The sequence below is a fragment of the Microbulbifer sp. 2205BS26-8 genome (genome assembly GCF_030731025.1).
GTDB lineage: Bacteria > Pseudomonadota > Gammaproteobacteria > Pseudomonadales > Cellvibrionaceae > Microbulbifer > Microbulbifer spongiae.
This window is the reverse complement of the sequence record NZ_JAVAMR010000154.1, coordinates 1-813: the sequence shown is the minus strand read 5'-3', so window position 1 is coordinate 813 and position 813 is coordinate 1. Positions and strand designations below refer to the sequence as shown.

1 protein-coding gene is annotated in these 813 nt (G+C 61.7%); it reads left to right on the top strand.

What is annotated here, in order from left to right; translation table 11 throughout:
* On the top strand, window positions 1-813 hold an 813-nt coding region (locus tag Q5Y71_RS17000), incomplete at both ends, for an Ig-like domain-containing protein (protein WP_306043259.1).

The following is an 813-nucleotide window of genomic DNA, read 5'->3' as shown; positions in this document are numbered from 1 at the left end:
CGCCCTGGGTAATTTCAGCGATGGCACCACTGCCGATATCACCGACAGTGTGGCCTGGCGCAGTGACAACACCGCAATTGCCACGGTGGATAGCCTGGGCGAGCTGATGGCGGTGGCAGTGGGCAGCACCAGTGTCTCCGCCAGCCAGGACGGCATTGTCAGCAATACGGTTTCGGTGACCGTGACCGCCGTATTGACCAGTATCCAGGTGACGCCGGCGGTGGTGAGCCTACCCACGGGCTACAGCCAACAGCTCACGGCCCTGGGTATTTTCAGCGATGGCAGCACCACCGATATCACCAACAGTGTGACCTGGTTCAGTGACAACACCGCAATTGCCACCGTGGATAGCCTGGGCGAGGTGATGGCGGTGGCGGTGGGCAGCGCCAGTGTCTCCGCCAGCCAGGGCAGCATTGTCAGCAATACGGTTTCGGTCACCGTGACCAATGCCATACTGGCCATTATCCAGGTGACGCCGGCGGTGGTGAACCTGCCCGCGGGCTACAGCCAACAGCTCACGGCCCTGGGTATTTTCACCGATGGCAGCAATCTCGACATTACCACCAGCGTGAACTGGGACAGCGACAACACCGCAATTGCTACCGTGGATAGCCTGGGCGAGGTGATGGCGGTGGCGGCGGGCAGCACCATTGTCTCCGCCAACCGGGACGGCGTTTTCAGCAATATGGTTTCGGTGACCGTGACCAATGCCGCATTGACCAGTATCCAGGTAACGCCGGCGGTGGTGAACCTGCCCGCGGGCAACAGCCAGCAGCTCACGGCCCTGGGTGGTTTCAACGATGGCAGCACCCG